The sequence below is a fragment of the Novosphingobium sp. BAM6 genome (assembly GCF_057784955.1).
In genome coordinates this window covers 40,417-67,257 of sequence record NZ_JBYNTR010000008.1, presented here as the reverse complement: position 1 = coordinate 67,257, position 26,841 = coordinate 40,417, and the positions used below count along the sequence as shown (strand labels likewise).

General features: G+C 61.3%; 22 protein-coding genes. 14 read left to right on the top strand and 8 right to left on the bottom strand.

The window, feature by feature from the left end; all coding sequences use genetic code 11:
* The 8 genes from AC3EC3_RS16750 to AC3EC3_RS16715 all read left to right on the top strand — a co-directional run.
* Positions 1-2,612 (top strand): beta strand repeat-containing protein (locus AC3EC3_RS16750; RefSeq protein WP_488490742.1); only part of this gene is annotated, 2,612 nt, incomplete at its 5' end.
* Positions 2,613-2,827: 215 nt separating this feature from the next.
* Positions 2,828-4,036: a TolC family protein gene (locus tag AC3EC3_RS16745; RefSeq protein WP_488490741.1), complete on the top strand. Its 1,209-nt coding sequence runs from the start codon at positions 2,828-2,830 to the stop codon at positions 4,034-4,036.
* A complete protein-coding gene (locus tag AC3EC3_RS16740; RefSeq protein WP_488490740.1) occupies positions 4,033-6,174 on the top strand; it encodes a type I secretion system permease/ATPase in 2,142 nt (713 codons plus the stop codon). Before AC3EC3_RS16745 ends, AC3EC3_RS16740 begins: the two co-directional genes overlap by 4 nt.
* On the top strand, positions 6,171-7,358 hold the full coding sequence (locus AC3EC3_RS16735; protein WP_488490739.1) for a beta-barrel domain-containing protein: 1,188 nt from the start codon (positions 6,171-6,173) through the stop codon (positions 7,356-7,358). Before AC3EC3_RS16740 ends, AC3EC3_RS16735 begins: the two co-directional genes overlap by 4 nt.
* A gap of 139 nt (positions 7,359-7,497) precedes the next feature.
* Positions 7,498-7,953: a MarR family transcriptional regulator gene (locus tag AC3EC3_RS16730; RefSeq protein ID WP_488490738.1), complete on the top strand. Its 456-nt coding sequence runs from the start codon at positions 7,498-7,500 to the stop codon at positions 7,951-7,953.
* A gap of 333 nt (positions 7,954-8,286) precedes the next feature.
* Positions 8,287-8,430, top strand: coding sequence for a DUF5690 family protein (locus tag AC3EC3_RS16725; RefSeq protein ID WP_488490737.1), 144 nt, complete (start codon positions 8,287-8,289; stop codon positions 8,428-8,430).
* A gap of 277 nt (positions 8,431-8,707) precedes the next feature.
* Positions 8,708-9,442, top strand: a complete 735-nt coding sequence (gene aqpZ / locus AC3EC3_RS16720) for an aquaporin Z (protein WP_488490785.1) — start codon at positions 8,708-8,710, stop codon at positions 9,440-9,442.
* An 88-nt stretch (positions 9,443-9,530) separates the two neighbouring features.
* The gene (locus tag AC3EC3_RS16715) at positions 9,531-10,052 is read left to right on the top strand and encodes a hypothetical protein (protein ID WP_488490736.1); all 522 of its coding nucleotides are present in this window, start codon (positions 9,531-9,533) and stop codon (positions 10,050-10,052) included.
* Here the strand turns inward: AC3EC3_RS16715 and AC3EC3_RS16710 are convergent.
* Genes AC3EC3_RS16710 through AC3EC3_RS16700 form a run of 3 tightly spaced genes read right to left on the bottom strand, consistent with a single transcriptional unit; the run spans position 10,003 to position 14,225 of the window.
* The gene (locus AC3EC3_RS16710) at positions 10,003-12,222 is read right to left on the bottom strand and encodes a CHASE2 domain-containing protein (protein ID WP_488490735.1); all 2,220 of its coding nucleotides are present in this window, start codon (positions 12,220-12,222) and stop codon (positions 10,003-10,005) included. The two genes, AC3EC3_RS16715 and AC3EC3_RS16710, sit on opposite strands and share 50 nt — an antisense overlap.
* 3 nt (positions 12,223-12,225) lie before the next feature.
* Positions 12,226-13,527, bottom strand: coding sequence for a FecR domain-containing protein (locus AC3EC3_RS16705; protein ID WP_488490734.1), 1,302 nt, complete (start codon positions 13,525-13,527; stop codon positions 12,226-12,228).
* Positions 13,524-14,225, bottom strand: coding sequence for a response regulator transcription factor (locus tag AC3EC3_RS16700; RefSeq protein WP_488490733.1), 702 nt, complete (start codon positions 14,223-14,225; stop codon positions 13,524-13,526). Before AC3EC3_RS16700 ends, AC3EC3_RS16705 begins: the two co-directional genes overlap by 4 nt.
* A 599-nt stretch (positions 14,226-14,824) precedes the next feature.
* On the opposite strand from AC3EC3_RS16700, the gene AC3EC3_RS16695 reads away from it, so the two are divergent.
* The 3 genes from AC3EC3_RS16695 to AC3EC3_RS16685 all read left to right on the top strand — a co-directional run bounded on the left by AC3EC3_RS16695 (position 14,825) and on the right by AC3EC3_RS16685 (position 16,633).
* The gene (locus AC3EC3_RS16695) at positions 14,825-15,043 is read left to right on the top strand and encodes a hypothetical protein (protein WP_488490732.1); all 219 of its coding nucleotides are present in this window, start codon (positions 14,825-14,827) and stop codon (positions 15,041-15,043) included.
* Positions 15,044-15,086: 43 nt separating this feature from the next.
* Positions 15,087-15,335: a hypothetical protein gene (locus AC3EC3_RS16690; protein ID WP_488490731.1), complete on the top strand. Its 249-nt coding sequence runs from the start codon at positions 15,087-15,089 to the stop codon at positions 15,333-15,335.
* 101 nt (positions 15,336-15,436) lie between these two features.
* Positions 15,437-16,633, top strand: coding sequence for a GGDEF domain-containing protein (locus AC3EC3_RS16685; protein WP_488490730.1), 1,197 nt, complete (start codon positions 15,437-15,439; stop codon positions 16,631-16,633).
* Here the strand turns inward: AC3EC3_RS16685 and AC3EC3_RS16680 are convergent.
* Positions 16,617-17,567, bottom strand: coding sequence for a 2-hydroxyacid dehydrogenase (locus AC3EC3_RS16680; RefSeq protein WP_488490729.1), 951 nt, complete (start codon positions 17,565-17,567; stop codon positions 16,617-16,619). The genes AC3EC3_RS16685 and AC3EC3_RS16680 overlap by 17 nt on opposite strands.
* A gap of 132 nt (positions 17,568-17,699) precedes the next feature.
* On the opposite strand from AC3EC3_RS16680, the gene pip reads away from it, so the two are divergent.
* Positions 17,700-18,641, top strand: a complete 942-nt coding sequence (gene pip, locus AC3EC3_RS16675; protein WP_488490784.1) for a prolyl aminopeptidase — start codon at positions 17,700-17,702, stop codon at positions 18,639-18,641.
* A 60-nt stretch (positions 18,642-18,701) separates the two neighbouring features.
* On the top strand, positions 18,702-18,839 hold the full coding sequence (locus AC3EC3_RS16670; protein ID WP_488490728.1) for a hypothetical protein: 138 nt from the start codon (positions 18,702-18,704) through the stop codon (positions 18,837-18,839).
* Between the two features lie 248 nt (positions 18,840-19,087).
* Here AC3EC3_RS16670 and AC3EC3_RS16665 read toward each other — a convergent pair whose 3' ends face one another.
* The 4 genes from AC3EC3_RS16665 to AC3EC3_RS16650 all read right to left on the bottom strand — a co-directional run bounded on the left by AC3EC3_RS16665 (position 19,088) and on the right by AC3EC3_RS16650 (position 24,246).
* Positions 19,088-20,983, bottom strand: a complete 1,896-nt coding sequence (locus tag AC3EC3_RS16665; protein ID WP_488490727.1) for a hypothetical protein — start codon at positions 20,981-20,983, stop codon at positions 19,088-19,090.
* On the bottom strand, positions 20,935-21,396 hold the full coding sequence (locus tag AC3EC3_RS16660; RefSeq protein ID WP_488490726.1) for a GtrA family protein: 462 nt from the start codon (positions 21,394-21,396) through the stop codon (positions 20,935-20,937). Before AC3EC3_RS16660 ends, AC3EC3_RS16665 begins: the two co-directional genes overlap by 49 nt.
* Before the next feature lie 3 nt (positions 21,397-21,399).
* The gene (locus AC3EC3_RS16655; RefSeq protein WP_488490725.1) at positions 21,400-22,983 is read right to left on the bottom strand and encodes an NAD(P)/FAD-dependent oxidoreductase; all 1,584 of its coding nucleotides are present in this window, start codon (positions 22,981-22,983) and stop codon (positions 21,400-21,402) included.
* A 612-nt stretch (positions 22,984-23,595) separates the two neighbouring features.
* The gene (locus AC3EC3_RS16650; protein WP_260929469.1) at positions 23,596-24,246 is read right to left on the bottom strand and encodes a TetR/AcrR family transcriptional regulator; all 651 of its coding nucleotides are present in this window, start codon (positions 24,244-24,246) and stop codon (positions 23,596-23,598) included.
* A 313-nt stretch (positions 24,247-24,559) separates the two neighbouring features.
* Here AC3EC3_RS16650 and AC3EC3_RS16645 point away from each other — a divergent pair, with 313 nt between their 5' ends.
* The gene (locus AC3EC3_RS16645) at positions 24,560-26,800 is read left to right on the top strand and encodes a TonB-dependent receptor (protein WP_488490724.1); all 2,241 of its coding nucleotides are present in this window, start codon (positions 24,560-24,562) and stop codon (positions 26,798-26,800) included.
* Positions 26,801-26,841: the final 41 nt, after the last annotated feature.

The following is a 26,841-nucleotide window of genomic DNA, read 5'->3' as shown; positions in this document are numbered from 1 at the left end:
CCGGGACCGGGACCAGCTTCACGCTGGGGGCGGGCACGTACGAGGACGTGCAGGTGCGCCAGATCGATGTGGCGGGCAATGTGGGCGCGGCAAGCTCGCTGGGCGCGGTGACGGTCGATGGCAGCGCAGGGCTCCCGACGCTGGCGCTGGAGAGCGATACCGGCACGTCTGCAAGCGATCACGTGACGAGCGATGGCACGGTGGTGGTCAGCGGCCTGGAAGACGGGGCGAGCTACGAGTACTCCACCGATGGCGGCACGACGTGGCAGGCGGGCAGCGGCACCAGCTTCACGCTGGGCGAGGGGACCTATGCCGATGTGCAGGTGCGCCAGAGCGATGCGGCCGGCAATGTGAGCGCGGCGGCCTCGCTGGGGGCGGTGACGGTGGATATTCCGGTTGCGGTCGACGATGCTTCGACTTTGAACATGGGCGCGCAGAGCAGTGTTACGCAACCTGCCCAGACGGATACGGACGTTCAGGTTCTGGGGCTGACGGAATCGACCATTGGAACCGACAACAGTGTCACGATCAGTGTGCCTGCCGGTGATACCGGATCTGTCCGCATTGAAGTGGATCAGACTGCGCTCGTTGCTGTGGCCGATGCATATCGCCTCGACGTCATCGATTCGAATGGAAACGTTGTCTATTCGGCAGTTACCCCGGATTCGCTGGTGGGGGATGTCGCCGGGCTGCATGTTCTGGGTCTGACCGGAAACGATGGCCTTGTTGCCATCGTCGAGGGACTGCAGCCGGGCAATTACCAGGTCGTGGTGCGCAATGATGAAAGCGCTCTGGCACAGCTCCTTGATACCGATGGCGGCGGCGTTTCGCTCCAGGAGCTTGGACAGGCGGGCGTTGTTCTGGGCCCCAACAACCAGACACTCGTGCTCGATGCGGTCGACAATGCTCTGGGTGGAGGGCTGTTGGGTGACACAGCCCGGGGGCTGTTGGAAACGACCCTTAACCTGACGACCAACCTGGGCGTGGGAGATCTGGTCGGCATTTTGACGACCCTGTTGAGCAACCCGTTGATCAATGCGCCGCAGCTGCTCGACAATGTGCTCGGTGCGGTGTCCAACACGCTGCTGAGCAATACATTGACGCTGCTGCAGTCTACATCGATCACGACTCAGGTCACCGACTACAGTTATGCCAACGAAACGGTGACAGGAAACGCCATTCAGGGCGGAGCGAACGGGGGGCAGGACCACCTCGCTGGAGGGGCGACAATTACCCAGATCGCGAATAGCGATGGTGACACGGTCGCCTTGTCGGCCACCGGCAACACTTCGATCGTTGGAGAATATGGCGTCCTGACCATCGCAGCGAACGGAGCCTACAGCTATTCTGCGTTCGGTAATCCGAATTCGGCCGGTCACTCGGATGTGTTTACGTATACGCTTTCCGATGGGCATTCGTCGGATACGGCGACCATCACAGTCGGTATTCAGGGGGCTGCAGTCAGTGCCGCCGGTGACGTCGCGACTGCCGGAATTCACTGGAACAACGTGGTCGACAACAACTACTACAATGCAAATGCGTCGCTGATCGGCGCGCTGACGACGCAGACCTATAACAGCTCCAATATCGTGATCGGGGCCAACGAAACCGTATCGGGAAGCGTGATCGTTTCGACGACAGTATCGGCCTTGGCGAGTGGTGTGGTGCAAATCCAGGAGCTTACTGGACCCAATACCTGGACCACGGTGGGTACGGCCAGCTACAGCGTGGCGTTGGGTCTGATTGGCCAGGTTGCATCGATCAACCTTTCGACGCTCAATCTGGATGCGGGCACATACCGGGTGCATACGACGTTGAGCGGGGCCCTATCTACGTTGAACATCGCTACCGATGTGAATGTCACGTATACCAATCAGTACGTGCATGACACGTCGACGATAGCTACGGGCAATATCCTGACCAATGACCATCAGGGTTCGTTGGTGACGGAACTGGAAGTCTATAACCGGACGACCGGGGCATATGTGGACGTTGACGCTGGCAGCCCTGTTACGGTCGCAGGCCAGTATGGATCACTGTTGCTGAATGCGGACGGCAGCTATACCTATACGCCTTACGCCACTCAGTCTCATTTCACGACCGCGCAGGTTGACAGTTTCCAGTATCAACTGGTCCATCCGTCCGGCCAGATCGCCACGGCGACACTGGCTGTGACGGTGCAGCCTTCGGGGGCGGGTATTCCGACTACGGCGGTTGCCTCCACCCTGAGCGCGGAGAGCGACACCGCGACGACCACCCATTCGCTGCTTGCGACGACAAGCGTCGGTGCAGAAACGGTTTCGACGGAGGGGTTGACTGCGGCGAACGACGATACGGCAAGTTCGCATGCCCTTGCAGCAAAAGCCGCCACGAGCGCTGTTGCCTACGACATGTTTGAAGGGCAGGGCAGTTTGGAAACGGTTCTGGAGGGATACCTCGATCGCGTGCATCCGCGCACCGAAGCCGATACGACGACGCCCTTGCCAACCGTCAGCGAAAGTTCACAAGACACCAGTATTGCTGCGGTCTCCAATGATGACCCGCTGGGCTATCTGGATATGCATCCGCAAATCCTGCGGGAGGATCAGTCCAGCCACCATCTGCAAGTATAATTAAATTTGTTCCCAATGGATAAGGGGCTTTACCTAACTGATAACTTACTGCAACCTCGCGCTTGCTAACTTCCTGGAGGTGGCGGGTGAGGATGATGCGGCGACCAGAAGCGGGCCTGCAAGATCTAGTCGGACTTGTTTGTCTGATTTCGATTGCATTGCCGGTATCTGTTGCAAGTGCGCAGAATATAGAACCCCTCAAGCCAGCCGGGCCTTTGACTCTGGAAGTCGCGGCCCGGCGAGCTGTGGAATGGCATCCATCGATCCAGGCCGCTATCGATCAGCTCAAGGCGAGCGGGACGGCGGTTGATGTCGCCAAGTCGGGGTATCTGCCTCAGGTAACGGCGGGCGGCAGTACTGCTTACGATAATCTCACGAATACCAGCTGGCGGCCGCGTGCCAGCATTTCCGCAACGCAGATGCTGTATGACTTCGGCAAGGTATCGAGTTCGGTTGCGGCTGCGCGAGCGGGAACGCGGATTTCGGAAGCGGATGTGTTGTTGGCCGTCGATACGGTGGTCAGGGATACAAGTTACGCGGTCATCGAAATCCAGCGCAATGCCGCACTCCATCAGGTTGCCGTGGAGCAACTGCATACCATCCAGGGTATCAGCGATCTGGTGAGCCAGCGCTTCAGAAAGGGCGCGGCGACGCGATCCGATGCGCTGCAGGCCGAGTCCCGCGTGCAATCCGCGCAGGCAACGCTCGAACAGATCGAGGCGCAGCAGCGGCTTTGGAACAGCAATCTGGCGCATTTGCTGGGTGTAAGTGAAGCGCCGCCGGTGTCATCCGACGTATCCGCAGAACTGGAGCACGCCTGCTCCCGCGGAGAGCCGGACTGGGATCGCATTCCAGCGATGATGGAAATTACGGCGGAAAAGGATCAGGCCAAGGCCAATCTTCGCCTGAACAGGGCAAATTCCATGCCGACCATCTCGCTCGGTGCAGGGGCATCGGCGGATGTCAGCGATCCGCTGTCGCGAACGGCCGAATACAATTTCGGGCTTAGCGTATCGAGCCCGCTGTACAGTGGCGGTGCGAACCAGGCGCGGACAAGGGGCGCCTCGTTCGCGCTGGGCGCGGCCGAAGCCGCCGAAGCGAATGTCCGCAATGAAGTGAGCCGGGCATTGGCTGAATCCCAGCGGCAGATCGGTAGTTACGAAAGCGTGGTCGATACCCTTCAGGCTCGCCAGGAAAGCATGAAGGAAACGGGAACGCTGTATCAGCTTCAATATCTGGACATGGGAACGCGCACGCTTGTCGATCTGCTGAATGCCCAGCAGGAGTTCCATCAGGCCCGCTTCGATCTTGTGAACACCCGGCACGATCTGCTGCGCCTGAATGCGGATTGCCTGTACAACTCCGGTGCTGAACGCGACGCTTTCAGGTTGACCGGCATGACTGTCGAGGGAGTCGAGTTGTGACCGAGAACCCTGGTGAAGCGGCCGAATTTCGGGTGGATGCGTGGCTGGAAGGGTTCCGGCATGTTGCGCAGCATTACCGGCTCCCCGTCTCTGCGGAAAATGCGAAGATCGCGAGCCTGTGGCAGGGACATACCGGCACGGACGAGCGCATTCGCAATCTCGCGCGGGGAATGGGGCTACGTATCAGGTTCGCGGATAGCAAGGCATTTGCTGTCACCAGCGGGAGGTTGCCTGTCATCGCCGAACTGGCCAGTGGCGATCTTGCGATTGTAACGGCCATCAGTCTGGAAAACGACGCTGCGGTGATCGTGACCGGGGAAGGGGGGCTGCCGAATGCGTTGCCTCTGGACGAGATCATGCGTGAAACGGTGCGGTTTGCGATCGCACGGCCTGCGCGCGGTGTGCCCGATGCTCGGGTGGACACATATATCCGGCCCTATCAGGAGCATTGGCTGCGGCGCACGCTGCTGAAGGATGGCGGCTCCTACACGCATGTGGTTGTCGCTTCGTTTATCACCAACCTGCTGGGTCTCAGCACGGTCCTGTTTTCCATGCAGGTTTATGATCGCGTAGTGCCGGCGGAATCCTTCCCGACCCTCTACGTGCTGTTCATCGGCGTGCTGCTGGCGATCGGCTTCGATTTTCTGCTGCGTCGATTGCGCATGAGCATCATCGACGTATTGGGCAAGCGGGCAGACATGCGCGTATCCGATCAGGTGTTCGGACATGCCATAAGGGTGCGTAATCGCGACCGGCCTGCCTCCACGGGGACATTCATTTCGCAGCTGCGCGATCTGGAGCAGGTGCGCGAGTTGCTGACGTCGACTACGGTCGCCGCTCTGGTCGATCTGCCGTTCTTCTTTCTTTTTCTGGTGTTCTTCTGGTTCATCGCCGGGAGCCTGATGCTGGTGCCGCTGGGCGCGCTGGTGCTGCTGGTCCTTCCGGGGCTTCTGGCGCAGCCAAAGTTGCGTGCCTATGCCACGGAATCGATGCGGGAATCGTCCCTGCGCAACGCAATGCTTGTCGAAGCCGTGCAGCGTTTGGGGGACATCAAGACGCTGCAGGCCGAAAGCCGCTTCCAGCACCACTGGAACCATTTCAATGCCGTTGCCGGAGAGGCGCAGCTGAAGTTGCGGGAACTGACGAACAGCCTCACCGTCTGGACCCAGAATGTTCAGAACCTGTCCTACGCCGCCGTCATCTTCTTCGGTGCGCCGCTGGTGATGGCGGGCGAGATGACGACCGGCGCACTGGTCGCGGCATCGATCCTGGGGTCGAGGATGATGGCGCCGATGGCGCAGATAACGCAGGTTCTCGGGCGGCTTCAGCAGGCTCGGGTCGGCATGAAAAGCGTGGACCAGATCATGGCGCTGCCGGTGGACAGCCCAGCGGATGAGCACCGTATCCCGGTCCCCTCCGTCGCCGGCCATTTCACCTTGCGCTCTGCCGTGTTCCATTATGGCGATACGACTGCGGCGCCCGCCCTGAACGTGAACGAACTCGACATACGGCCCGGAGAAAAGGTCGCATTGCTGGGGCGTAACGGGGCCGGCAAGAGCACCTTGCTGCAAGGTCTCTCGGGAATGATGCAGCCCTCTTCCGGAGAAGTGCTGCTGGACGATCTGGCGCTCCATCATATCGATCCGGGTGACGTGCGCCGCGACGTCGGCCTGATCACGCAAAGCAGCAGGCTGTTCCATGGAACCTTGCGGGACAATCTCCTGATGGGGGCGCCCAACGCCACCGGGGCGGAGATCGTCGATGCGCTGCACATGGTGGGCGCAGACGAATTCATCCGGCGAACGCAGGCCGGGCTGGAATACATGGTTCAGGAAGGGGGCGAGGGGCTGTCCGGAGGGCAGGTGCAGGCACTTCTGCTTGCGCGCCTGCTGCTTCGTCAGCCGACGGTGCTGCTGCTCGATGAGCCTACCGCTTCCATGGATGATGCGACCGAACGGCTGTTCATAGAGCGGTTCAGAGCCTGGAGCGAGCCGCGTACCGTTGTGGTGGCCACGCATCGCCTGCGGGTGCTGGATCTTGTCGACCGTATCATCGTGATTCACGACGGACAGGTCACGCTCGACGAGAGCAAGGATACAGCGTTGCAGATCATGCAAGGGAAGGGGAAGCCTTCATGACTGGCTGGAACGATAGCGACGACGATCTGTTCGAGGACGAGAAGGACAAGCGTTTCACGCTGGCCACACGGACGATCTGGGCCGTGGCGGGAATGTTCGTGGTGGGGGTTGTATGGGCATCGCTCAGCCCTTTGGATGAGGTATCCACCGGGACCGGGCGCGTGGTGCCTACATCGCGAGATCAGGTGGTGCAGTCGCTGGAGGGTGGCATCCTCAAGAAGATGTTCGTGCGCCAGGACGATATCGTCGAGCCGGGCCAGTTGATTGCGCAACTCGATCCGACGCAGGCAGGGTCGACGGTCGAGGAAAGCGAAGCGAAGTATCATGCCGGGCTGGCTGCGGCGGCTCGCCTGAAGGCGGAAATCAACGGCACCCCGATCAGTTTTCCGCCCGAACTCGACAAGTTCCCCGATCTCAAGGCATCCGAAACCAAGCTCTACAATGACCGGCGCCAGAGTCTGGCCAGTTCGGTGGCGTTGGTGGATGAATCTCTTGTGCTTATCAACAAGGAGGTCGGCATCGGTGAATCGCTTATCGACGTGGGTGCTGCAAGCACTGTGGAGGTTCTCCGCCTCAAGCGGCAACGCGCGGATCTTGAACTGAAGAAGTCTGATCTGCGTTCTCAGTATATCGTCGATGCCCAACAGGAACTGGCAAAGGTCAACGAGGACACAACGGCCTTGGCGCCAGTCGTTCGCGGGCGCTCGGACACCTTGCAGCGCCTGACTTTACGTTCGCCTGTGCATGGCATCGTCAAAAGTATCGATGTCTCGACGGTCGGCGGTGTCATCCCGCCCAATGGCGAGGTCATGCAGATCGTCCCGTTGGGAGATCAACTGCTGATAGAAGCGCGTATGTCGCCTCGCGATATTGCCTTCATCCATCCGGGGCAGCGTGCGACCGTCAAGATTACAGCTTACGATTACGCGATCTATGGAGGGTTGCAGGGAAGGGTCACGACCATTTCGCCGGATACGATCCGCGATGAGGTGAAGCCGGATATATATTATTACCGGGTGTTCGTTCGGACAAATTCGGAAGCCTTGGTCAACAAGCTTGGCAAGCGTTTGCCGATCAGTCCCGGCATGATCGCCACGGTCGATGTCCATACCGGTGAAAGGACCGTTCTGGAGTATCTGCTGAAGCCTTTCAACAAGGCGCGGGAAGCGCTGCGTGAGCGCTAGCTCTTGAGGTCACAAATAAACACAAAAATATGTAATAATTTCCGTTAATTGCATGAGATTAAATTATAAAGAGTAAATTTTTTGTTAAGTTATTTACGTCCAATTTGGTGCTGGCGGTAGCAGCTGCAGGGTGAGACAAATGGCTTATGCCGAAGCTTTCATGGCAGAATTTGGAATTGGGGGAGCCTTGCGTGCAGCCGGCGGCACGAAACATCAGGCCAATCTGATTGGCGCTGACAAAAACAGTAATCAGCTTCTATATTGCGCCAAGAGATTGCTGTTGGCGCGACGAAAACTGATGAAGATGGTGCCGAGAGGGCTTTTTCGGGATTCTGCTTGGGATATGATGCTTGAGCTTTTCATTGGATCAGAAGAAAACTGCACTATCTATATAAAGCAACTCATGATCGCTTCGGGTGAAACCGCGGCTTCCGCGATACGACGTATAGATCGACTTGATGAGGCCGGTTTCCTCGAGCGCTCGCCTGACTTTCTTGACCAACGCCGGGTTATCGTGAGGCTTACGCGACGGGGCATGGAGGCTATGACCGCTATGCTGACCGACCTCGATGCAGCATTCTGCATCGAAATTTGAGATCATGGCTTTTCAAGCATTTCCCATCAGGTGGTATCATCTGACAGCTTGGGAAATGCGGAAAATCAGAAACGTAGAGCGGTTGACCGGGTTGTACCGGATCAACCGCTCTAATCGTGTTTCAGGCGCTTAATCAGAAGCGGGAGGTCACACCTACCTGGCCCATAGCTCCCTCCGTTTTGATGATGACAAATCTGCACCATCACATCCTGGGACTGAACACCTAACACTCCAATCGGTCCACTCGGTGGGGCAGATCAGCGCACGCCGCCGACCACCGAGAGATGTTCGCCCAGCGCTTTCCGGCTCCGGCTTATCACTTCGCTCGACTGGATGGTGCTGTTCGACTGCGTGATCGCCGTCACCCGCAGCACCGTACAAGGTGATGCCGCCGCGACCGGAAATGCCGGGTTCCTGATCTACATCGCCGACGCCTTCGGGTACGGCGGCAGCCTGAGAGAGCGTTTTCAGAAATAGCACTGGCAGGCGTATTTCCGGACAGTCCAGACTGGTCCGGCGAGACTGGTGACAGGTCGGGGATGTAAAATGATGTAATGCCCTCTTCTATACCCGGCGATCCGGATTATGGATTTGCCAAGGTCATGCATTTTCCCATGGACATGACAGACTGGTGCCGGGGTGCATGCTCCGGCACATTTTCATACCCGATACTGTGGGCCGCAGACGGAACCGCTTCGTGATTTCGAAGCATGACATCTGGGGAAGGGATCGCAGCGAGATCGAAAGGCACTATATGCCCAGACTATCGCAACGGTTTGTTGCAGAACTCTTCGGCACTTTCTGGCTGGTGTTCGGCGGATGCGGCAGCGCGGTTCTGGCAGCCGGATTTCCCGCGTTGGGCATCGGCTTTGTCGGCGTGAGCCTGGCCTTCGGGCTTACGGTGCTGACCATGGCCTATTCGATCGGCCATATTTCGGGTTGCCACCTCAATCCTGCCGTGACCATCGGCCTTTGGGCGGGGCGGCGTTTTCCGGGCAGGGACATTCTTCCCTATATCGTGGCGCAAGTGATCGGCGCGGTTGGCGCGGCGGCGTTGCTCTATCTGATCGCCAGCGGAAAAGCGGGCTTCACGGTCGCGCCCAATGGGTTGGCGGTCAACGGATACGGCGCCCAGTCTCCCGGCGGCTACGATCTGGCATCGGGCTTCCTGACGGAGTTTGTTCTGACTTTCGGCTTCCTGATGATCATCATGGGCGCGACGGACAGCCGGGCGCCTTCGGGTTTCGCGCCGATCGCGATCGGCCTTGCGCTGACGCTGATCCACCTTGTCAGCATTCCTGTCACCAACACCTCGGTCAACCCCGCGCGCAGCACCGGGCCTGCCTTGCTGGTGGGCGGACTGGCACTGCACCAGTTGTGGCTGTTCTGGGTGGCCCCCGTCTTCGGCGCGGTCCTTGCCGGGTTCGCCTATCGCGGACTGGCGGGCGATCCGCCGCCGCCGCCGCCGATCGTCGGGGAAGCGCTGTAAGGCGGGGAGGGCATCGGCAGGGGCTGACGGCGGGCGATGGTCTGGCTCGCCAAAACGCTCTATCGATGTCGTCCTGAGGATTTTACTTATGCACCAGACCTTCCGAACCGCTGGCATGATTGCCCTGACGATGCTGGCGGCTGCCTGTACCCCGTCGCCGAGGCATTTCGGCGATATAGCTTTGCCCTCGCCCCTATCGGCACCGGCGCATCCGGCTTTCGCATCGGGCGGGCACACCGCCGCCGATCTTGCCGTGCGACAGGCCCTGCTTTCGGCGGGCTGGCGCGAGGAGGCCAATGGGGGCGTGATCGTCGAGGCAGGCTATGCGGTCCGGGCGCCGCGCCTTGCCGTGATGGGGCCTGACAAGGCGCCGGTTTCGAACGCTTCCTCCGCGCATGCCCGCAGCCCCAGCTTCTGCCGCCGACAGGCCCACGTCCTGACGCTGGCCTTTGTCGATCCTGCGAGTGGGAAGGTCATCGGCCGCAGCGGCGCCCGCGTGGACCGGTGCGGGGCGCGCAGCGATGATCTGCTGCCCATGCTCGCTGCCGCCGCCATTCCCCTCAGCCCCCCTCGGCAGCCGGAAGCCGCAAAGCGAACCGCGTCCCGCTAGGGGATCGTTGTTCGCACAGGATCGTCCCGCCGTGGCGGCTGACGGCGCCGCCGACGAAAGCCAGACCGAGCCCGGATGAGGGCAGCGTGTCGTCGGGGCTGGTCTTCTGCCCGAACCGCGCGAACAGGTTGTTGCGCCGAGCCTCCGGAATGCCCGGCCCCTCGTCCTCGATCTTGCATTCGACCCAGCCTTCGCCGGGATACGCCTCGCACCGCACGACGGCGCCGGGCGGACTGAACTTGACGGCATTGTCCAGCAGGTTTGTCAGCGCCCGCAGCAGGATATCGGGCTCGCCGCGAACGAGCAGTTCCTCCTGCGCAAGGGCAACGTCGATCGTGATGTCCCGCCGGGTCGCGAGCGCCCAGAGTTCGTCCGCCGCCTGGGTCAGCAGATCGGCCAGATCGACGTCTTCGGGCACGAAGGGTGCGACCTGAATCCGCGCGAGGTGCACGAAATCGTCGGACAGCTTCAGTGTCTTGCGGGCGAGCGCGGAGAGTCGCTGGGCAAGCGCGGGATCGCCGATCGAGGCCTGGTGCCGGGTCAGCAGCGCGATGATCGAACTGAGCGGCGAGCGCATGTCGTGGCTGAGAAATTCGAGGGCCTGCTGGCGGGCCTGCTCTGCCGTGCGCGCCGCCGTGATATCCGCCAGCTGGGTGATGAAGCCGAGATGCGCGCCCGCGTGATCGAGAAGCGGGTAACGGCGCACCGAATAGATCCTGTCGCGCCAGTGCAGCAGGGCTTGGGCGTCCCCGTCCTTCCCCTCGTCGCCGCCCTCCAGCGCATGGCGAAGACGGGCGCGCAAGTCGGAAGGCATCGCGTCGCTGTCTGCCGCGTTCCCGAACAGCGCACGGGCGGCATGGTTGGACAGGATGGTCCGCTCGTCGAAATCGGTGACGAGCAGCGGGTCGTTCACACTGTCGATCGTATCGCTGACCAGCCTGCGCAAGTTTCGGGTCTCGCCGATTGCCAGTCGCAGGCGGGCGACCTGCCCCCCCACCGGATCGTGATAGCCGGTGATCGGGGCGCCCGGCGGGAACGGGGCGGGCTCTGCCGCGAAGAGGTCCAGCTCTTCGCCCAGCGCACGATCGAGCGCCTGCAAGCGGCGCCAGCTCCACAGGGGATAGGCCAGCAGGAGGCCGAAAAGCGCGGGCAGGGGCGCGATCCAGATGCCCTGCCACAGGAGCAGCAGGACCGGCAGGCACAGCACCACGCCGATCGCCAGCAGCCAGCCCGCAAAAGCGCGGTTCGGGCGAAGCCACCAGAACGAGACCAGCAGCAGCACGAGCGGCAGCATGCCCGCCAGCAGGCGCTCTGTCTGCCCCGGTACGCGGATCGCCCGGTCGGCCAGCAGGGCGTTCAGCACATTGGCCTGAAGTTCCACGCCGCTGATCAGTCCCCCTTGGCGGGAGGGCACGCGGAAGCGGTCACCCAGCCCGGCGGCAGTCGCGCCGACGAGGATGATCTTGCCCTTGAGGAACTGCGCGGGAACTTCTCCGGCCAGCACGCTGGCGAAGGACACCGTGCGGAAATCGCCGCCGGTCGGCCGAAAGGGGATCAGCAGCGGCTGCCCGGTGACCCGCGCGGACAGCGGGGAGGGGTGCCCTTGCGCGATCCGGTAGGTCTGTTCCATCAGGTGTCGCCATGAACCGGTATCGGTCGGGAACAGCAGCCGGACAGACCGGGCGACGCCATCGTTGTCCGGTATCATGCCGACATGGCCCAGCGACCGGGCGCTGCGGGCAAGCAGAGGTTCGGGCGGCGAGACGTCGATGGCGCGCCCGTCGGTTCCGGGCACCTCGAACAGCACGGGAAGCGCCACCCGGCCGAGCTGCTTCATCGCACGGGCCAGATGGGCATCTTCCTGCGGGGATGCCGGCTCGGTGAACAGGACATCGTAGGCAACCGCCGCAACCTGCGCGCGGGCAAGGCGGTCCAGCAGTTGCGCATGGCGTTCCCGCGACCACGGCCAGCGGCCGAGTGCGGCAACGCTCGGATCGTCGATCGTCACCAGCACGATGCGGTCGGAAGCGGGCGGGGCCGCCGTGCCGATCAGGGCATCGTACAGGACATTGTCGAGCCGGTCGGTGGTGCGGCTCAGCTGGAGCACGGCGACCACGCCGCAGGTCATCGCCAGAATGAGCGCCCATTCCAGCAGGAGGCGGATACGCAAGGCTCAGTTGCCTGCCGATGCCGTGACAGTCAGCTTTTCAGGCGATGTCCAGTTGCTGATCGTGCCGTCGTCATCGGTCTGTGTCAGGCCGACGCGCCATAGATAGGCCCCCGGTCGCAGCCTGCGGATAACCGCCTCGGTTCCGGTCAGCCCGACGTCATCGACCACCGGCACTGCACCGGGGCGGTCGGGTGTCACTTGCAGGCGATAACGGCGCGTGCCCGAACCTTCTCCCGACCACCGGAAGGTCAGCCCGTCAGGCGCCTGGCGGACCTCCGCCCTGATCGAGGCGAGGTGGCGCAGGAAGGCATAGCTCTGGCGCATCCCGCGCAGGCCTCCGGCGCCTACGGCCGCGACCCGCACGAACTGGTTGCCGTTGGGAACATCGGCAAAGGAGACCTCCGGCGTTGCCGAGACCGCTTCGGCATAGGTGTCCAGAAAACCGGCATCGCTGCCAAGCTGCACATAATATCCGGTAGCCCCGGCCACCGGCGCGAAGGAAAATGCGACCTGCTCCTCGGTCTGCGGGCGATCGGGGTTTTGCAGCGCAGGGGCGGGCAGCAGGGCGATCGCAGTGGTGTTTCCGGCAGCGCCGGTGATGGCACCGCCCCCCTGCCCGATCAGCTGCGGCTGCTCGCCGCGCGGCCCGGAAACCGCGACGGCACCTTCGAGGACGGACGTCGCCGTGGCTCTTTCTTCCGGATCGAAGGCAACCTCGTACTCGGTGCCGCGCACCGCAGTCATCGCGACGGGCGTGTCGATCAGGAAGCGACTGCCGGACGTCCTGAGCGGCGTATCCTTGGTGTCGATCCAGCCCCGACCCACGCTGAACTGATAGCTGATGGCTTTGTCGATGGCATACTTGCGCAGGTTCGCGATCGTCACCTGCGTTTGCGAAGGGAGGGCGATCCGCGATCCGTTGGTCAGCATCAGGGTGGTGAAGCTGTTGGCGCCGGTGCTGATCCGGGCGCCTTCGCTCAGGACCGTGCCGGTTCCGGACGTCAGCACCTGACCTGCCCGGACCAGCTGCACCTGCCCGCGCAGACTGACGACCCGCGCCGTCTCGGGCGTCCAGCGCAGCCAGCGGCGCGGCACCCGGAAGGTGCGCCCGCGCGGCAGGTGATAGGGATCGGCCACATGCCAAAGCCGCCCGAGATCGCGCCAGCTGCGCTCGGAAACCAGATAGTCCCGCGCCAGTTCGATCAGCGTATCCCCGGCGCGAACGGTATAGACGGCATCTTCGGGCGCGGTGGCGGGCACTGAAGCAGCAGCCGGAGCGGCCAGCGCGAGGAGCAGCGGGATCATGACAGGTCCGCCGATGTGAAGCGCTCCAGACGGTAGCCGTAGCCGGCAATCGAGGCGATGCGAAAGCCGTGCTCCGGGCGAAGCCTGAGTTTGGTGCGGATTCTCGACACGTGCATGTCCAGCGTTCGGGTGGGCAGATTGGGGTCCGCGCGCCAGATCACTTCGAGGATATAGCTGCGGGCGAGGGGGCGGTGGAGGTTCTCGAAGAACAGCAGCGCCAGCGCGAATTCCTTGCTGTTGACCGTGACCGCCTCACCCTGAAACGTGATCACTTCGTGCAGCCGGTCGAACACGTAATCCTGAAAATGCAGGAACTGCTCGATCGGATTGTCATGCCGGAACCGGCGCGCGACAGCCTGCACGCGGGCCGCGATCACGCCGCCTGTCTCGGGCTTGACGATATAGTCGTCCGCACCGCTTTCCAGCGCGCGGGTGATGGCGTCCTTGTCGGACTGGTTCGTCAACATGATGATGCCGATGGCGTCCGCCGGGTTCGCGCGGACGCGGCACAGGAGATCGAAGCCGGAGATATCCGGCAGCTGCCAGTCCAGCAGCAGGAGATCGTAGGTCGTCTTTCTGAGCGCGGCGAGGAGGCTGGCGCCATTATGAAACTCATCGCAGGTGTGCCCGGCGGCCAGCATGGCCTCCCGAACAAGGCCCGCCATTTCCGGATCATCGTCGACAACTGCTAGGCGCATTTCATTTCCCGAACCGATCTGGTCCCCTGACACTCGGATGCCCGATACTTCCGGCTATGCTTAATCGAAAGCCATCTTAGCGGTTTGTCCGGTATTCTTAAGCCATGTTACAAGGTTTTACGTCTGTGGCACCGGCTTTCTGCTAAGTCGTGGGTCAATTGATCACGCAGTGGCCGTGCATTTCTGTTGAAAGGGCGAGCAAGACTATCCAGCGCAGGCCGTGGGGCCTCCCGAACATCGCGGGCAGGACCATGGCAGCGAACCTATGTGCCCATATGATTTTGTAGGAACCGAACTCCAAGGGCACCCCGCCTGACGAGAAGGGGGGAGTTCATTTTTGCGTTTTCCATCGAGTGTGAACCCTTCCTTGCATAATCATAATCCATGGTCGGCAACGGTGACGCAAAGCTGCCCGGCCACACCTGTCCGCTGCGTTGCCCGGCAATGCAGGGACCTATGGCCGGTGCCCGACATTGACCCCCCGCTTGGGCACCGGCCGTTTCTTTCCCGTTTCGAAAGCCACGGGCCTGTCACCATGTCATCCCGCGTTCCCGGATATGGTCCACACGAAGTCGGAGACGGTCATGGCCTTTGAATGCATGGCCTACAGGGATGCCAAGGGCGGCCTTCATTCGACGCCGGTCAAGGCAACGCTGGAAGATCTGGCGAATGTGCTCGGGCGCGTCGGTGAGGAAGGCGGCATGACCGCCGGTGTCGCCAAGCTGATCTTCGAGAAACGGCGCGAGATCGAACGTATTTTCTCCGAGCACGACCGGATGGCAGGCTCGGACCAGGCACCATCGGAGACGGCAGTCTGAGCCGCGCAATGGCTGCCGGAACAACAGGGAAAGGGGCAAGAGGATGGCAAGCAGGCAGGGAAACGTGGAGCACGATATAGAGCGCTCCACCATTACCGTTCATGGCAGGTTCTGGGCCTTCGTCATCGAATATCTGGCGGCGACGGGGCAGATCGATGCTGCCGATTTTCTGGCACGGATGGCGGATTTCACCACGCGTCCGGGGGATATGACCGCGATGGAGCGCAGCATCGTGGATGCCTGGCGAAAGCAGATCGAAAGCGGGTCGCACGCCCTCGTTCAGACCGTTTGAGGGGCGAAATCGCACGACAGGGCGTGTCGGCGCGTGCCGAAACAGGCCCGAAGTATCAAGGGGCGTGCTGTTCTCTCCGCCCATTCTGCAAGGTTCGACAGATGCCGGTCATGGCGCTCGAATGGTCTGTTCCCCTCAGTTTCCTGCTCTGTGGCGTGATGTGTCTGCTGGCGGAGCGTATGGGGATCGCCACGGCCCGATGGGGGTGGGGGCTGCTTTTGCTGGGCGGCGGCTATGGCCTGATGCTGATCCGCACCGCGAACTTCTCGCCGATAAAGCCGCTGGGTGAGGATCTTCTGTTGCTGGCAGGAGCCTCGGTGTTGACCCGGAATTTTATGGCACGGTTCGCCATCCGGCGCTCGATGGTCTTCGATCTGGCGGTGATGACCCTTACACTTGGTATGAGCGCCTTGCTGCTGAGGATCGAGCGCAGTGTGCGGCTGGAGACGTTCTACGTCCAGCTGGGCTGCATCCTGCTTGTCGTCCGGTGCATGTGGAACGTCAGGCCCTTTATCCGCACCACGCCCGACAAGGTGTTGTTCACTACGGCTGCGTTGCTGGTCACGGTGCTGTGCGTGCAGGTCGGCGGATATCTGACCGCGACGAATTCCGGAAATGTCGTGGGCGCGTGGAGCGCTTCACTATGGGGGCAGTCGATTGCGCTCGCAGGCCTTTTCATCAGCATTGTCCTGACGCTGGCGACCTTTCTGGCAGAATCCCTCGATCTGGCCGAGCGGTTCAGGCAGGACGCGCATGTCGATGCGCTGACGAAACTGCTGAACCGCCGCGGTTTCGAGGATTACGTGAACAAGGCCGGGATGGGCACTGTCCACCGGGGCGCGATGGTCATAGCGGACATCGATCACTTCAAGGCCGTCAACGACAGTCTGGGGCATCAGGCCGGAGATGGAGTGATCGCCACGTTCGCGAGGCTGTTCGCCGAAGGTGTAGCCGACGAAGGGCGCGCGGCCCGGATGGGCGGAGAGGAATTCATGGCCTATCTGCCCTTCGCCTCGCTGGAACAAGCCCGAGAGGTTGCGGAAGCGATACGCATGGCGTTCGGCCATCGCGTATGGGGCATGGCAGACCCTTCATGGCAGTGTACCGCCAGCTTCGGGGTGATCGCGGTGCATCCCGGTGAGACCCTCGCCACGGCCGCCCGCCGCGCGGACGAGCTGCTCTATGCGGCGAAACGGAACGGTCGCAATCAGGTTGTGGCGGACGCCCTTTCTGCGGCCCCGAACGATGCCGGGGCCGACACTGGCGGTCAGGTACTTGAGATCACGCGATTTCGTTGACGGGGGTCACGGCGTGCCCATCACGGAACCAGCCGCAAATGTTGGCGATCACGAGATCGGACATCGCGCTGCGTGTGTGCGTACTGGCAGAACCGATATGCGGCAGCAGGACGGTATTCTCCGCAGCGATCAGCGCGGCGGGCACGGCCGGTTCGTGTTCAAATACGTCGAGCCCGGCGGCCAGAATGGTGCCGTTCTCCAGCGCGGTGATCAGTGCGGTCTCGTCCACCACCGAACCGCGTGCGACATTGATCAGGATGCCGTTGGGGCCGAGCTTTTCCAGAAGATCGGCATCGACGATATGGTGCGTCTCGGGCGTGGCCGGAACGATCACGATCAGCACGTCCACCGCCTGCGCCAAGGCAGAGGGGCTGTCGCAGTATTCATAGGAAACGCCCTCCCGCCGGCGACGACTGTGATAGGCGATTTCGACCTCGAAGCCGGCAAGGCGCCGGGCGATGGCCAGCCCGATGTTGCCAAGGCCCAGAATGCCGACTTTGCGTCCGCGCAGGCTGGTGGACAACGGGAAGGCTGACTGCTGCCAGCGTCCATCCCGCACGTAGCGATCCGCTTGCGGGATCTTGCGAACGGTTGCCAGCAGCAGACCCAGTGTCAGGTCCGCCACCTCATCGTCGAGCACGCTGGGAGTGTTGGTCACGACAACGCCGTGCCGGGTCGCGGCAGGGACGTCGATCCTGTCGTAGCCCACGCCGAAATTCGCGACGATCTCAAGCTCGGGCAATCGCGAGAGCAGCGCCTCGCCCATGCGGGTCGGACCGTTGGCGATGACCCCGCGTATGCGCGGACCCGCCTCGGCCAGTAGCGCGTCCGGATCGGTGGCTTCCCACAGCTTGTGGACCACGAAACCTTCCAGATCGTGCGCGTGCCCCGATGCGGGAAGCGGGTTGGTCAGCAGCAGCTCGATAGGGGGCATTTCGTTCTCCGCTAAGGTGTTAGATGCACGTTTCTAGCACGAAGACTGGCAACGGCCAGCCCCGCGCTGTAGGTTGACAGCGTCTGACGCCAAGGCACTGGTTAAAAACGCAAGGTTCGCTACAAGATGGGCATGCGCACGCTCTATCCCCCGATCGAACCCTACGCCTCCGGCCACCTCGACGTTGGCGATGGGCACAAGGTCTATTGGGAACGCAGCGGGACACCCGGCGCCAAGCCTGCGGTCTTTCTGCATGGCGGGCCGGGCGGGGGCATCTCGCCCGATCATCGCCGTCTGTTCGATCCTTCGCGCTATGACGTGCTGCTGTTCGACCAGCGCGGGTGTGGCCGGTCCACCCCGCACGCGGAACTGGATGCCAATACCACCTGGCATCTTGTTGCCGATATCGAGCGGTTGCGCGCGATGATGGGCGTGGAGCAATGGCTGGTGTTCGGCGGCAGCTGGGGATCGACGCTGGCGCTCGCCTATGCCCAGAGCCATGCGGAGCGGGTGAGTGAACTGGTGCTGCGCGGCATCTTCACGATCCGGCAGAGCGAGATCGACTGGTATTATCAGCATGGCGCCAGTCGCATCTATCCTGACAAGTGGGAGCGCTTCGTGGCGCCGATCGCAGAGGGCGAGCGCGGCAACATGGTCGCGGCCTATCGCGCGGTGCTGACCGGCGAGGATCGCGCGGCCCGCCTTGCCGCCGCCCGCGCGTGGAGCGTGTGGGAAGGCGAGACGATCCGCCTGCTGCCCGATCCGGCCTTGTCCGCCACCCATGACGGGGACGATTTTGCGCTGGCTTTCGCCCGGATCGAAAACCACTATTTCGTCCATGGCGGCTGGCTGGAGGACGGACAACTGATCCGCGAGGCGGGCAAGCTGGTGAACATTCCCGGCGTCATTATCCAGGGCCGCTACGACATGGCCTGCCCGGCAGAGACCGCCTGGGCGCTTCACCGTGCGTGGCCCGAGGCACGCTTCGAGATGATCGAAGGCGCAGGCCACGCCTATAACGAGCCGGGCATACTGGATGCCCTGATCCGCGCGACCGACGGGTTCGCGCGCTAGGGCTGTGGGAATTCCGCGAGAGTTGACGATACCGGCGGCTAGGTAGCGCATGGCCTCGAAATGTTGGCCGGTTTTGCAAGCGCGCATGGCGAGGCGCTTGAACTCCTTGAGTTTGCCAAAGAAGTTTTCGATCAGGTGGTGCCCATTTGTAATCTCGGCGTCGATGACGAGTGGGTTCTTGCGTTGCGGTCGCTGTGAGATAACGACTTTGGCGCCTCGCCGGTCGAGTGCCTCGCCGCTTCTGGGGTGGAGCGTACGGCAGACGAAGCAATAGACCGGATTCAGGCGCTTCGCCTGTTCGCAAAACGCCGCCAAGGCTGAATTCCAGGACGATCGGCGCGAGGCCATTGCACGCGATCGAAAGTCCGGCCGCGCGCTGGAAGGGGCATTCGGGGCGTTCAGCGAACCGCCTCTTCGCAACAAAGCCTACCTGACTGGAAAATGCTCTAGCTGGCGCCGAGCCCCTTTTCGTGAACGACCTGGTATGCTTTCATCGCGCCCAATCGTGGATCATGCAAGGGTTTGAGCCATGCGGGCACGTTTCCTGCGGATAGTTGCGCCATCATCCCGTCTGGAGCCGCCTTGCTATAAAGTTGCGGCTCCGCGATACCGGGGCAGTACAGCACGTAATCACTGCGATAGGCTTGCGCGATCTTGTAGGCCTCCTGCGGACGCCCCATCCAGAACCGAATGACGTCGTTCATGGCGATCTTGTTGCGATGATGGCCACTGGCCACGACTGTTACGTCCGTAGAGAACAGCAAGGCTGGCCCGATATCCAGCGGAGCCAGCACGTTTCGACCTGAATGCAGGCCGTCAAGAACGGCGCCGATCTGTTCCAGTCGACGTGGCAAAAGGCATGCGCTCTCTCTTTTCGAAAGTATAGTATCCTGTTCTACGGCATTTTTATCAACGAAGCTCGACCAGTTGAAGAAAATTTCCGGAGCAATAAGCAAAATAGTCGCGACGGTAGCTATAATTCGCGCAGGCGGGGCTGCAATTTTCCTGGCCCGTATCAACAGGTTGTTTACAGCAAAAGATGCCGGAGGAATTGTCACGATCGTGGCGACACAGGATGCCCGCTCAACCAGCATGGATATCCCGACGGCAAGCCCCATAAGCGCTATGTACATGGAGCAGTTGCCGCGATGTTCCGGGTAGGTGCGCCACAACAGGACAAGGCCAAAAATGCCGACCGGTAACAACGCCAGCATTTTGACGACTACCTGAGCGGACTGGTCCCAGATAGGAAGGCCCTCTGCAACGTGTTGATACCAATAACGATGAACGAGCGGCGGCAGATCATTAAAGGCTCCGGTCACGCATTGTGGTGCCGGCGCCGCAAGAATGACCGCGCAGACACAGGCCGTTGCAGCCAGCCCCAGAAAGCGTGAAAGCGGGCCGGTTGCGATTTTCCGTGTCAGAGATGTTCCCAGCGCTGCGGCTACGAATGTCGCCAGATGAAAGGCGGACAGAGAGTCGCACCATACCTCGAAACCTTGCGGAAGGCGTGTCGCCGTCCACAGGGCGCCGGCTGTCAATGCAAGTGCCCATGTGGCACTTTCCATGCGCAAGCCGTCGCGGTCTTCCTCGCGCTGAAACACCCATCCCAGCCCCAGTGCCATGATGGTCCCGACGACCATCGGCAGACCTTCCATCGATATGACCAGCCAGGTCGCTGCGCTTGCGCCCAGCAGCCAGCCGCCGCGCCGGCTGTCCGCCGAAAAGGCGCCGACGATCATCAAGCCGGCGCAAACCGCCTGCCAGGCATGATGGTCCACTCGATAGAATTGGAATTGGGGAACGACCGTACCGGCCAGAAGGGTCATCAAGCAGGCGATCAGGGCCTCGCGCCGCCCGAAAAGGCCGTCGACAAGGCGTGCGAGCACCATGATGAGCAGCAATAGCGTCAGCAGCGGTACTATGGCCGCCGCGAAGATTTCCGCTTTGGCTTCTCCCATCCAGGGCCGCAGGACTTCGATGAAAAATGCAATCGGCAGATCGACCAGACGCGACCAGTGCATCGGCACGCCGCTGGGAACGTTCATGCGATGCTGCGAGACATCGAACCAGCCCTGTCCATTCACCCAGTCTCGGACTTCAACCATGCGCAGCAGATCGTCAGGGTCGGGAAATCGCAGATCGGCGATCTGTTTCCATGACGCGAGGGCAAGAGCGATTATGCTCCCTATCCAGACGGGCAGGACAACCTTGAAAAACAGGCCGGATCGATCTCGCGCAGAAGGTAGACTGCCTTCTGCTTTCGGCAAAAAGGTCAAATTTTTCCCTTTGCTCAAATTGTGTTCGTCGTCGGACGAAATACGACATGCTTGCGAAGCCACCACGTCGCTTGAAAGCTGAGGGCAATCGCCAGCAGTTTTGCTATTCTTGGATCCCAGTTTGCTTGTGTACAGGCCCATATCGTGCCGACTGTGATGCCCAGGCCGATCAATGCCGAGCCGGCAAAGCCCAACCGCTGCCGTCTGCGTTTTTCGCCCCTTGGCGCAAGCCTGTCGCTGAAAACGACCTGGCTGGAGCCGATCCAGTGTCCCAAAAGTCCAGCCAGATAACCGATGGCGCCTGCGACGGTGGAAGGTATTGTCAGCCAAAGCAGGGCCAAGAAGGTTGCGGTATCTACGGCTAGCGCCCCGACGCTGATAATCAGGTAGCGAAAATAGCCCGCTCGCAGGATCCGCCATGGCGGGGCTGTCCTAACCGAAGGCTCCCGACCGAAGTCATAGCGGATCGGATTCACTTTTCAGGCTGCTCGGATGATCTGCGAGGGCACCATGCGGTGCGATTGCAGCGCAGCGGCGCGGTCAGCGCCGATGGGCGGATTGCCTTCCTCGGGCGTCACGCTCTCAAGACGGAGGCGCTGCCCTTCGTTGCCGCTTTCATGATACTCGGCGTCTTCGTTGACATTCCAGACGTTATGGATGCGTTTGCCCGCCACGATGTTCTCCACCGTCAAAATGGCGGTCATCATCGCGTGATCCTGGTTGTTATAACGATGCATGCCGTTGCGACCGATCATGTGCAGAGTGGGATACCGTCCTTCCAACTCGTCGCGCATGGCAGCCACGTTGTCCGAATAGCTATCGTCATAGACCGGATAGGCCTTTTCCTGCCGCACGACACACCCGCCGACCACGCTATCGGGATCGACGAGCCCGAGTATATTCATTTCGGCTTTTGCCAGCTCGATCAGATCCTCATCGGACGATGACCACAGGCCATCTCCTTCGAAGCAGAAATACTCAAGGCCCACACAGGCCATTGCAGGGTCCGGCACCATTTCGGGGGACCAGCTGCGAAAGTTCTGGATACGACCGACCTTGACCTTGGAATCGTGGATATAGATCCAGTTGTCGGGAAACAGATCGTCCGAACGGATCATCAGGGCAACTGTCAGGAAGTCTCTGTATTTGAGATTCGATGCTTCCATGGTCGTTTCCGGCAGGGGGTGAAGCCGAGAGGCCAGCTCACGCATCGGTGCCGAACTGATGACGTGCCTGGCATGGATCAGCGCTTCGCTGCCGTCTTTGCGGCTTGCCGTAACGCACCAGTTCCCCGCCGCGTCTTGCGCCAGCTGCTTCAATGAATGCCCCATCAGGACGTCATTGCCACCTTCCAGAACATGGTCGCGGGCTGCGTCCCACATCATGCCCGGCCCAAGCCGGGGGTAGCGGAATGTTTCCAGGAGGGTCTTCGCCTGCCCGTTCATCCCGTCGTTGGGGCGTCTGTTGAGACCCAGGGAGCGTTTCAATCCATCCAGCACTGCCTTGCCAAGGCTCAACCCCTTGATCCGTTGAGCAGCCCAATCCGCCGACATTTCATCGCACGGCATGCCCCAGACTTTTTCGGTGTAGGTTTTGAAGAAGATGGAATAGAGCTTCCAGCCGAATTGACTGGCTGTCCAATCCTCAAAACTGCAAATAGTCTTTCTGGGAAGGATTTGGGCCTTGGCGTAGCTCATCATGCAAAGGGTCGAGCGCCAGACACCCAAGTTCCAAAGAGCCTCGAAAGCCCGCAAGGGATAGCTGTAGAACTTCCCTTCGTAATAGATTCTGCTCATGCGGGGGCGCTGAATAAAATCATCGGGCAAAATCTCGTTCCAGAGATTTACGACTTCCTGACTTTTTGAGAAAAACCTGTGGCCGCCGATGTCAAAACGAAACCCCTCGTGCTCGACGGTCCGGCTTATGCCGCCCACATAGCGTTCATCGCGCTCAATAACGGTCACGCGATATCCAAGTTTCGTGAGCTTGTAGGCAGCCGTCAAGCCTGCAGGGCCGGCCCCGATAATCGCAACATCGACAGGATTCTGAAAATCCGAACTCATAACGCCCCCAGACAATCGACAGATCCGGTATTGCCGATTTATCCTTAAATAATGTTTAATTCGAAGGGCGAGGGTGGGGGCCGGATTCCATTTTCGACAGGGATTTCAAGGACGACATTATGGGCAGGCTCGCCGAGCGCGGCATCGGCAATGCCGATTGCGATCGAGCATCGACATGAGCCGATATACTCTTGTCCGATTTTGAGGGGGGAGAGGTCGAATCGTCGCGGCCTCATAAACCGCGGGTCGTCGCTCGCATCAGTGCCTGTCGCGGGCTGAACGACAGCTTCAAGGTATGCGTTTCGATGTGCCACGGCGCGAAGGTGCGAAGCATATCGCCCGTGGGCTACCGGCGACATCCAGGCTTGGGCGAGGGCGGGGCATGTTTGTTTGCGAGCCTCGATATCTTTCGGCAAAATCTCCAGCTCAAATCAGCTTCGATCCTGTCAGAGTTCGTTTGAAAATTCGGGGAATGCGAATTTGGCGGCATCTGCCCTCTCACCCACCCTGCTACCCGCAGGATACTACCGTTGGGTGGCAGGGTAGGGGGGAGGGCGGGTGCCGCATCAAAATGCCCGGCAGGTATTTCCCAAACGGTCTCTAAGGCGTCCCTTATTCGGGATCGTTCAGCATACGGGTAACGAGTTGCAGCCAGTCTTCGAGCAAGGCGCGGAAGTATTCGGGGCGATCAAACAATACGGTCTGCACGCCCATGCCGCGCAATAGCGACATCGTAAGGCGCACAGCACTGTCCAGCTTGCGGTCTTCCACATCGCTGCCGCGGTTGAGGATATAGAAGCAGTCGTCCACCTGTTGATGAAAGCGCTCCGTCACCGGCGTCAGCGCGTCGCGCAGTTCGTGGTCGGTGCGCGAAGCGACGATCAGTTCGATCGTGACGGCAAAAAGCTGGCCTGAGAAATACCGGTCCCATAAGTGACGAAACACCGTTGCCGGGTCGGAATGACGCTCGCGGATGCGCTCGGTCTGTGCGCGCAGGTCCAGGATCAGCGCGTCGAGCATATGCGTCATGGCGGCCTGAAACAGCAGGCTCTTGGTCGGGAAGTGATGCCCCTGTGCGCCGCGCGATACGCCCGCGCGCGCCACGATGCGATCCATCGTGGCCCCGGTGCATCCCAGTTCTGCAATGCATTCTACCGTAGCATCCAGCAGCTTTCGGCGAGTTGCCAGGCTGCGCGACTGCTGCGGCGCGGGCGAAGACGCGACGGGAGTTTGCGTTGCGGATGATATGCGGGACGGCTCCATCCTGCTCTCCCGTGGCTTGGCGGATATATCGGTCATCGTTGGCGACATGGGTTGCAGAACTGTGGCTCATTGGCAACGCTTGATTGCGTTTATACCCAAAAATCAATCTCGCTAGCCTGCTCATGAAGTGGTCCAGTCAGACTGATATTGGCTACGTGATTGCGTTTTCTTGCAGAATCCTAAGGGCGCGCGATATATCTGCAAAACAGAACCGATCTGATGAGACTGTTTTGTGCTGGACAGCGCATGACGAATCTGTAACACCAGCAAAAGCAGTCTGATCAGACTGTAAATGAGGTTCAAGGGGATAAGCATGACGGGGAAAACCATGCGCCGGTTCGGCGTCGCACTCTCGCTGCTGCTCGGGACGGTGAGCACGGCAGCCATGGCACAAACGGCGACAGACACCGCGCCGCCAGCGGATGCGGCGGGCGGCGACATCGTCGTTACCGCGCAGAAGCGCGCCGAAACGGTGAACACCGTGCCGCTGGCCGTCACCGCCGTGGGGCCGGAGCAACTCAAGGCCGCCAACGTTACCGACGTGAAGGGGCTGACCGCCGTAGTGCCCGGTCTGCAGATCCAGACCGTGGGCGTTGACAGCTTCGTGGGCGTGGCCATCCGCGGCATCTCCAACCGCAGCTATTCGCCTGCTGCGAACTCGGCGATCTCGACTTATGTCGATGGCGGTTATGTCGATCTGCCGGTAGGCTTCTCCGAAAGCCTCTATGACCTGGCGCGCGTTGAAGTGCTGCGCGGTCCGCAGGGCACGCTCTATGGCCGCAGCGCCACCGGCGGCAACATCAATATCCTGACCGCGGATCCCGAGAACAAGTTCGATGCCTCGGCCGATGCCTCCTACGGCAGCTTCAACGACGTTGCCACGCATGCGATGGTCAACGTTCCCGTGACCGACACGCTTTCGATCCGTGCGGCAGGCATGATGCACCGCAGCGACGGCATGTTCGACACGCAGGGCACGACCTCGCGCAATTACGGGGCGGCGGACAGCTTCGGCGGTCGCCTGACGGCGCTGTGGAAGCCGTCGAGCCGCTTCAAGTGGCGCCTCCAGCTGGACCAGTACGATAACAAGGGCACACCCGGCCTCTCGGTGCTGACCGGTGCCGATGCCAAGCCTGTCAACGGCCTTTCGCCCTACAAGCAGCCGGTCTACAGCGATCCGGAACCCTACAACAAGATCATCAGCACCGCCGTGCGCTCGCGCATGGACTGGGATGCGACCGACGACCTGTCGATCAGCTATGTCGGCACCTATCAGGACATCCGCGCGGCCTACCGCTGGGTGACCACGGGCGATGCCGATGCGCCGAACAATCCCGGCTGGCAGCAGGCTTCGGCCTACAACTCGAAGGCCACCTTCCACGAGATCGACGCCTCCTATTCCAGGGGCCGCTTCAAGAACGTGATGGGCGGATCGTTCTTCTATGAGAAGATCAAGGATCCGGGTAGCGCCGCCGTCTATGCCGCGATCGATTACGTTTATTACTCGCCTTATGGCGCGGATACGACCAAGCGCAGCTGGGGCGTGTTCGATCAGGCGTCTTACGAGATCCTCGATCACCTGACGCTGACCGGCGGCGTGCGCTATTCCAAGGACTATCAGGCGCAGGGTGCCTCGCTCACTTATTCCTGCGCGCTCAGCGCCTATCCGGTGACGAACTTCTCGCAGGTCTACAACCTCACGGCGACCACGCCGGGATGCTACGGTGCCTCGACCGGAGCTTCGGGTTCGGGCAGCTGGGACAAGGTGACGTGGAAGGCCGGTCTGGACTATCAGATGACGCCGACGACGCTGATCTACGCCTCGGCGACCAGCGGCTACAAGCCGGGTGGTGTCCAGCCTGCCGCGCCCGACGGTGTGTCCAAGACCTACAACCCCGAAGATGTCGTCAGCTACGAAGCCGGTGTGAAGACGCGCCTCCTCAACGACAAGCTGACCCTGCGGGCTGCGGCGTTCTGGGTGGACTACACCAATCTGCAGGTGTTCCAGGTTGCTTCGACCACGTCGGGCGTCAGCCTCGTCACCTTCAACGCTGCCAAGGCGCGCAGCCGTGGCGTAGAGCTGGAAGCGGGCTGGGAGATTAGCCCGGTCGATCACTTCAGCGGCTTCATCAACTACCTCGATGCCACGTACACGCAGTACACCAACGGTATCGACGGGCGTGACAGCAGCGTGATCCCCAGCCTGACCGGCTACCAGCTGCCGCAGGCGCCGCACTGGCAGATGCGCGGGCAGTACGCCCACGACTTCCTGTTGGGCAACGGAGGCAAGATCACGCCGATGGCGGCGGTCTATTTCCAGACCGAGAGCTTCACCGAGGCCAACAACGTCAGCTGGTATCGCGTGGCGCCGTACACCAAGACGACGCTGACCCTCACCTGGACCGATCCCACCGACAAGTGGCAGGTCTCCGCCTTCGTCGACAACCTTGAGAACAACAAGGTCCGCACCGGTGACTGGGCAAGCTCGGGCGAGGTCTATTCGGACTTCGCACCGCCACGCACCTGGGGCCTGCGCGCGTCCTGGCATTACTGAGACCCACCCTTGGCCGGGGCTGCTTTTCCGCAGTGGCCCCG